The sequence below is a fragment of the Actinomadura sp. BRA 177 genome, assembly GCF_013372625.1.
In the GTDB taxonomy this organism is placed as follows: Bacteria; Actinomycetota; Actinomycetes; order Streptosporangiales; family Streptosporangiaceae; genus Spirillospora.
This window is the reverse complement of the sequence record NZ_JABXFD010000690.1, coordinates 1-6,486: the sequence shown is the minus strand read 5'-3', so window position 1 is coordinate 6,486 and position 6,486 is coordinate 1. Positions and strand designations below refer to the sequence as shown.

The window sequence follows — 6,486 nt, the reverse complement described above, 5'->3', positions numbered from 1 at the left end:
AGCGAGCTGCTCGATCACGGCCGCGACGACGGCCCGCCGCGTGCGGCGCGCCGCGTCCGCCCGAGCCGGCGACCGGTACCGGCGCCTGCCGCGCGTCCCGCCCCCATCGTCTTCCATGTTCGCAATACTAGGATTATATTGACCATAACGTCGTCTACTGAAATGGGGATGGCCATGGAGACGGCATCGGAGCGGGCCGTGCGGCCCTACCGGCTGTGTGCGGACGAGGGCGAGGCCCTGTGGTTCCTCGGGAGCCTCAGCGCTTGAAGAGCTGCTCGATCACGGGGGCGGCGACGGCCACGGGGTCGTCGCCCAGGTCGGGGGGCAGCGCACCGCTCAGCCACAGGTGCGCGAAGCCGTGCACGATCGACCAGGCGGCGAGGCCGCGCGCCCGGGCGTCCTCCGGGCGGCCCGGTGCGACGTCCCGGACGCTCTCGGCGAGCACCCGGCCCGCGCGGTCGCGGGCGGCGGTCAGCTCGGGGTCGTCCGCCCGGTAGAGGCCGGGGCTGAACATCACCTCGAAGTGCGCCCGGTGCCCGACGGCGAACCGGACGTAGGCGAGGCCGACCGCGTACAGGTCGCCGCCGGCGGCTTCGAGGGCGTCCGCGAACAGCGCGTACCCCTCGGCGGCGACGGCGGTGAGCAGGCCGGTCTTGTCGCCGAAGTGGTGGGCGGGCGCGGCGTGCGACACCCCGGCGCGGCGGGCCAGCTCGCGCAGGCTCCACCCGGCCGGCCCCGACTCGCCGATCGCCGCGACCGCGGCCGCCATGATCGTCCGCCGCAGATCCCCGTGGTGGTAGCCGTCGCCGCTCATCCCGGAGATCCTATTCAGTCGCCCTCCTTGCCGAACTCGCGGAGGCGGGGCAGGTCCACCACGGTGATCCTGCGCCAGCCGGTGCGGATCAGGCCCTCGCGGCGCAGGCCGTTGAGCGCGCGGGCGACGGTCTCCCGGGACGCGTCCATCCAGCTGCCCAGCTCCTCCTGCGACAGCGGCGGGCCGATCTCGATCGACCCGTCCGGCGCGGGCGGGGCGTGCTGGGCGGACAGCTCCGCCAGGTGGGTCAGCAGTCCCGCGAGGCGCTGCGGGCCGCGGCTCGTGACGTGCGCGGTGAGCCGGGCGCCGGACTCGTCCATCCGCTGGACGAAGGTCCCGGTGACGTGCATCCACACGTCCGGATGCCCGTCCAGGAACCCGGTGAAGCGGGCGGCGGGCACGACCAGCGCGCGGATCGGCGACAGCGCGGTGACGGTCGCGGCGCGCGGCCGGCCGCCGAGCACCGCGCTCTCGGCGATCAGGTCGCCGGGGCCGCGGACGGCGAGCACCACGTCGTGGCCATCCGCGGTGGACGAGGTGACCTTCGCCCAGCCGCGCTCGATGATGATCACGTGGTCGGACTCGTCGCCCTGGTAGACGAGGGGCGCCTTCACCGCGAACTGCCGGGGGCGCGCGGCCTCGCGCAGCGCGGACTGCTGCGCGGGGTCGAGCGCGGCCCAGAACCCCGGCCGCGGGGAGGACGCCGCGTACGCTGCCAACAGCCCGTCTCCTTCGCCCCGCCGTCGCTCTTGCCCTTGTCACTGCCCACGGTCATCCGAACTGTAAACCGGAACACCGCGCCTTGGGCACCGCGAGAACCCGGTGGCCGGGGTCACACGCCGGCGCGCCGCCGGAGTCTGTCAAGGTCGAGATCGGGGCGGCCGCCGGGGTGACCGACGGTCGCGCCCGCCGCGGCGACGGCGAGCCGGGCCGCGCGTTCGGGCGGGTCTCCCCTGGTCAGCGCGGCGATCAGTGCTGCGGTGAGAGCGTCTCCAGCGCCGGTGGTGTCGGCGACGGGGACGTCGTCCAGCGGCAGGACGAGGTGGCCGTCCGGCCAGGCGAACACGTTCGCCGACTCGACGGCGAGGGCCACCAGGGACGGGCCGCGCCGGACAAGGTCCTCCCCCAGGCGCACGGCGGTCTCGGCGTCGAGGCCGGTCCCGGCCAGCATCTCGGCCTCCCGCGCGTCGGCCCGGACGAGGTGCGCGGCGGCCAGCAGCGCGTCGCGGTCGTCCTCGGCCGGTGCCCCGTCCAGGACGATCCGGGCGTCACCCGCGCAGCCGAGGGCCGCGTGCACCGCGTCCGAGGGCTGCTGGAGCTGGACGCTCACCCAGGCGGCCTCGCGCAGCATCGGCTCGGCCGCGATGACGTCGGCTTCGGTGAGCAGGACGGGTTCCGGCAGGTCCTCCAGGTAGTGCCAGCGGCCGGAGCCGTCCACCACATCGACGATCAGGCCGGTCTCCGCGCCCTCGCGCCGGACGACGTGCGACACGTCGATCCGGTCGCGGCGGGCCTGGTCGAGCAGGCGCGCGCCCACCTCGTCGTCGCCGACGACGCCGACCAGCCCCGGCCGGACGCCGAGCTGCGCCAGCGACACCGCCTGGTTGGCGCCCTTCCCGCCGAGCATCTCCCGGCGCCGCCGCACGTCCGCGGACCCGCCCGGGCCGGGCACCTCGTCCACGACCAGGACCAGGTCGCGGGCGATCTGCCCGACGACCGCGACGTCCATCACGCGCCCGGCGGCGGCTGCGACTCGATGGTCAGGGCGTCATGGTCGAAGCTCAGATGGCCCGCGATCTTCGCCGCGTCCACCAGCGGCTCCTCGTAGGACCAGGCCGCGTCCTCGGCGCCCTCCAGCGACCAGTACGACGCCTCCCCCTTGTACGGGCAGACCGTGCGCTTCTGGCTCCGGGTCAGCAGCCCGCGGCGGACGTCCTCGGCCGGGATGTAGTACCGGTTGGGCAGCCCGGTCTCCGACAGCACGATCGGACGCTCGGTCTCCGCGACGACCTCCCCGTCCCGCAGCACCCGGACGTGCCGGCGGGCGTGCCGCGCGTCGACGCGGTGGAACGGGTCGCGCAGATGCCCGTGGACCTCCTCGTCCTCGTCGTACCAGGCATCCATCGGCGCCCAGTAGAACGCCATCAGCCCGCGCAGCCACGCCGACTCCGGCTTCGGGTCGGGATACCCCCACACCGCGTTCTCCGCCTCGCGGTCGCCGACCCGGATCGTCCAGTACGCGGCGTCGCCCTTGAACGGGCAGTGGGTGGTGTGGTCCGTCCGCACCAGCAGGTCGGTCCGCACGTCCTCCTCCGGGACGTACAGGACGGGCAGCAGACCCGTCTCGTGCAGGAACTGCCCGCGCTCGGTGTCCAGGACGATCTCCCCCGCGAACCAGGCGTGCACCCGGCGCGGGAACTCGTGCATGAACAGCCGGTGCTTCGGCCCGTCGATGGTGAAGTTGACCTGGTCGCCGGGCGAGCCCGCCAGCGGCCCCGGCCGCATCGTCAAGGACATCGGGTCTCCTCACACTCGGGTCGTCAAACCCCGGACGGCATCGTCTCCAGTTCACCACGGCGCGCCGCCTCCCGGTGGAGCGGTTCGAGCGCGGACGTGATCCGGAACCAGCACAGCGCGTCGTAGCGTTCGGCGACCCGGGTCGGGACGTACTGGCGCCGGTCGACGTCCGGGTCGTAGACGACGCCGATCGCGCGGTGCCCGAGCGTCCGGGTGAGGAAGTCCGGCATGTCGGGCTCGGGCGGCACGATGAACATCCCGCGGTGCAGCTCCGACTCGCCCAGGACCTCCTCCAGCGATCCCCGGACGGGCGGCGGGACCTGCATGACCTCCATCGTCCCGCCCCAGCGCGGCGCCGCGACGACCTCGCCGGGACCGCCCGCGAACCCGACCAGGACGACCGCGTCCCGGCCGTGCCGCTCCCGCGCCAGCTGGCCGAGGTTGACCATGCCGGCGTCGGCCATGGAGGTCGCCCGTGCGTCGCCGACGTGGGTGTTGTGCGCCCACACGACCGCCTTGCCCTCGCCGCGCTCCGACTCGTGGAACGCCAGGAGCCGGTCGAGGGTGTCGGCCATGTGCACGTCCCGGACGTTCCACGACTCCGGCCCGCCGCCGATCATAGCGCGGTAGTACCGCTCGGCGTTCGCCGCAACCTCGGCGTTCTGCCGGGCGTCGAACTCCGCCGCCGGGTCGCGGGGGTCCGCCTCGTGCACGGGCCGGCGCAGCCTGGTCAGCAGCGCCAAAATCTCCTCGGTGCACCCGTCCGGGACGAGCGCGGTGTTCCACCCGTAGCCCTGCGGATCCTCGCTGTGCGGCTCGAAGCAGCGGTACGCCTCAAGCGCCGTGGCGAGGTAGTCCGGACGGTGCTCCGCCAGATGGTCGACGACCGCCCGGAGCGACTCCCACAGGCTGTAGACGTCCAGGCCGTAGAAGCCGGCGCGCTCGTCGGACGGCAGGCCGGCGTTGTGGCCGCGCAGCCACCGCGTGAACTTGACGGTCTCCTCGTTGGCCCACATCCACGTCGGCCAGCGCTCGTAGGCGTCCAGGACGTCCCGCGGGTCCGCCGGCGAGCCCGGCGCGAGCGTCACCGAGCGGCCGACGCGGCGGCAGTCCGGATAGTCGCCCTCGACCGCGACGAACGAGAAGCCGCGCTCGGCGATCAGCCGCCGGGTCAGCGCCGCCCGCCACGCGTAGTACTCGTGCGTGCCGTGGCTGGCCTCGCCGATCAGCACGCAGCGGGCGTCCCCGATCCGGTCCAGGAGCGGATCGAGGTCCTCCTCGTACTCCAGCGGCAGCGCGGCTCCTTGCACGTCGTCGGCTTCGGGCCCGTCATGCGTCGGCGCGGGGCTCACTGCGATCCCCTCCGCTCCCCCTTCGGTCCCTCACCCCGCTCCGTGGCGCGCCGGGGCCTGCGGTTCTCGTCCAGCTGCAGCTCGGCGTTCGCCCGCTCGTCGGCCTCCTGGCCGCTGGCGACGCCCTCGTCCTGCAGCCGCTTCCTGGTCCGCGCGCGCTCGGTGTCGTACTTGTGGCTTCCTGGGCGTGGCATGGCGACGTCCCCCTTATTTCCGTCGTTCTCCCCGCGTTCCCCCGATCCGGGGATCGATGCAGATCAACCCGGCATTTCCCCGCGCGCTAGTCGTCCCGGTGCAGGCCGGTGGCGCGGGCCCGGTACGCGGTGGGCGTCTGGCCGTAGGCGGCGCGGAAGGCCCGGCTGAAGGCGGCGGCGTCCGGCAGGCCCCAGCGGCCCGCGATCGCGCCGATCCGCTGCGTGCCGAGGAACGGGTCGCCCAGCTCGCGGCGGCAGTTCTCCAGCCGCCGCGCGCGGACGTAGCGGGCGACGGTCGTCCCGGCCGGCTGGAAAACCCGGTACAGCTGCCGGACGGAGATGTGGTGCGCCGCGGCGATCGCGGCCGGGCACAGCGCCGGATCGTGCAGCCGCTCCTCGATCCACGCCTGGATCGCGCGCAGCATCTCCGCACTCTCCGGGGACGCGGCGGACGGCGCCCCCAGCCACTCGCCTGCCGTGCCCGTCACCAGCTCGACCAGGGCGCCGCCGAGATGGTGCGCGTAGGGTTCGCCGTCCTCCGTCTCGTCCGGCTCGGCGGTGTTGTCGGCGGTGTTCTCGGCCAGGGCGCCGAGGAAGGAGGAGACCAGCCGGCCGCCGCGGGCGCCGCCGCCCAGCAGCGTGCCGCCGAACGCGGCCAGCCGCTCCGGCGGTAGCGGCACGGCGCTGTGCGGGATCACGACCGTGAAGATGTGGTGGGCGTCGAACGCGATGTCGACCGGGCGGGTGAGGTCGTAGAACACCACGTCGCCGACGCCGACCTCGGCGCGGCGGCCGTTCTGCCGCAGCACGCACGAGCCGCGCAGGACGAGGCCGAGCTTGTAGCACTCGCGGGTGTCGCGGGCGATCTGCCGGGCGCTGCGCCGCACGGCGTGCGCGGGCGCGTACACGTCGCCGGCCTCGACCGGGCCGAGCGTCCGGCCGGACAGCCGGGCGGCGAACCCGCCGGCGCACCGCGGCCGGACGTGGAACGGCCCGAACGCCGAGGTGATCAGGTACCGCCAGTAGTCGGCCTGGTCGCGGGCAGGGTGGTCCGAGGTGTCAACGAGCGTGGGCATGACGCTCCTCCGGTCGGCGGGCGGGGTCTCGGACGCCACCCGCCAGGCTTCTACGCGCCGTCAGGAAGGTCAATGAGCGAGTCAGCACGACGCTCCGGGCGCGCTTTGGCACTCGCCGCCAAAGACCGGGCACGCAGCCGCAAGACCACCCGTCCCCGACCGGCCTATACATGTCCCGGACGCACCCACCGGCCGCGTCCCGCACTCCCAGGGAGCCCCGCCATTCCGGACGATCCCGGACGACCCCCGAGAGGAACCCCCATGCCAGAGGACGAGCAGGACCGCGGCACCGGCCAGGAGGCCGCCGCCCAGGAAGGCGGCATCAGCCGCAAGAGCTTCATCGTCGCGGCGGGCCTCGGCGCCGTCGCGCTGCCGGCCGCCGTGTCCGCCGCGGCGGCGCCCGCGCCCGCCTCTTATACACATCTGACGCTGCCGACGAAGAGGATACGGTACAACCCGACGGTCAGCCTAGTACAAACAACAAAAACAACCTAAGACACTGACTAATGAGAGACACCACACACCAGCCTGAG

At 73.9% G+C, this 6,486-nt stretch carries 7 protein-coding genes; all 7 read right to left on the bottom strand.

The window, feature by feature from the left end; all coding sequences use genetic code 11:
• Positions 1-256: 256 nt before the first annotated feature.
• The 7 genes from HUX53_RS38175 to HUX53_RS38145 all read right to left on the bottom strand — a co-directional run bounded on the left by HUX53_RS38175 (position 257) and on the right by HUX53_RS38145 (position 5,953).
• Positions 257-814 carry a TetR/AcrR family transcriptional regulator gene (locus tag HUX53_RS38175; protein WP_176408140.1) on the bottom strand — a complete coding sequence of 186 codons (558 nt, stop codon included), beginning with the start codon at positions 812-814 and terminating at the stop codon, positions 257-259.
• A 14-nt stretch (positions 815-828) separates the two neighbouring features.
• A complete protein-coding gene (locus HUX53_RS38170; protein ID WP_255206028.1) occupies positions 829-1,533 on the bottom strand; it encodes a Crp/Fnr family transcriptional regulator in 705 nt (234 codons plus the stop codon).
• 113 nt (positions 1,534-1,646) lie between these two features.
• Entirely contained in the window at positions 1,647-2,543 is an 897-nt protein-coding gene (locus tag HUX53_RS38165; RefSeq protein WP_176408139.1) for a PfkB family carbohydrate kinase, read from the bottom strand.
• Positions 2,543-3,331, bottom strand: coding sequence for a DUF427 domain-containing protein (locus HUX53_RS38160; protein WP_176408138.1), 789 nt, complete (start codon positions 3,329-3,331; stop codon positions 2,543-2,545). Before HUX53_RS38160 ends, HUX53_RS38165 begins: the two co-directional genes overlap by 1 nt.
• Positions 3,332-3,354: 23 nt before the next feature.
• On the bottom strand, positions 3,355-4,683 hold the full coding sequence (locus HUX53_RS38155) for an erythromycin esterase family protein (protein ID WP_309237630.1): 1,329 nt from the start codon (positions 4,681-4,683) through the stop codon (positions 3,355-3,357).
• Positions 4,680-4,877 (bottom strand): hypothetical protein, encoded by a 198-nt coding sequence (locus HUX53_RS38150; RefSeq protein WP_176408137.1) that lies wholly within the window; start codon positions 4,875-4,877, stop codon positions 4,680-4,682. Before HUX53_RS38150 ends, HUX53_RS38155 begins: the two co-directional genes overlap by 4 nt.
• A gap of 86 nt (positions 4,878-4,963) precedes the next feature.
• Positions 4,964-5,953, bottom strand: a complete 990-nt coding sequence (locus tag HUX53_RS38145) for a helix-turn-helix domain-containing protein (protein WP_176408136.1) — start codon at positions 5,951-5,953, stop codon at positions 4,964-4,966.
• Positions 5,954-6,486: the final 533 nt, after the last annotated feature.

Excerpts from the sequence above, each read along its gene's own strand:
- HUX53_RS38160 (WP_176408138.1), bottom strand. The coding sequence starts at position 3,331 with ATGTCCTTGACGATGCGGCCGGGGCCGCTGGCGGGCTCGCCCGGCGAC.
- HUX53_RS38175 (WP_176408140.1), bottom strand. The coding sequence starts at position 814 with ATGAGCGGCGACGGCTACCACCACGGGGATCTGCGGCGGACGATCATG.
- HUX53_RS38145 (WP_176408136.1), bottom strand. The coding sequence starts at position 5,953 with ATGCCCACGCTCGTTGACACCTCGGACCACCCTGCCCGCGACCAGGCC.
- HUX53_RS38165 (WP_176408139.1), bottom strand. The coding sequence starts at position 2,543 with ATGGACGTCGCGGTCGTCGGGCAGATCGCCCGCGACCTGGTCCTGGTC.
- HUX53_RS38150 (WP_176408137.1), bottom strand. The coding sequence starts at position 4,877 with ATGCCACGCCCAGGAAGCCACAAGTACGACACCGAGCGCGCGCGGACC.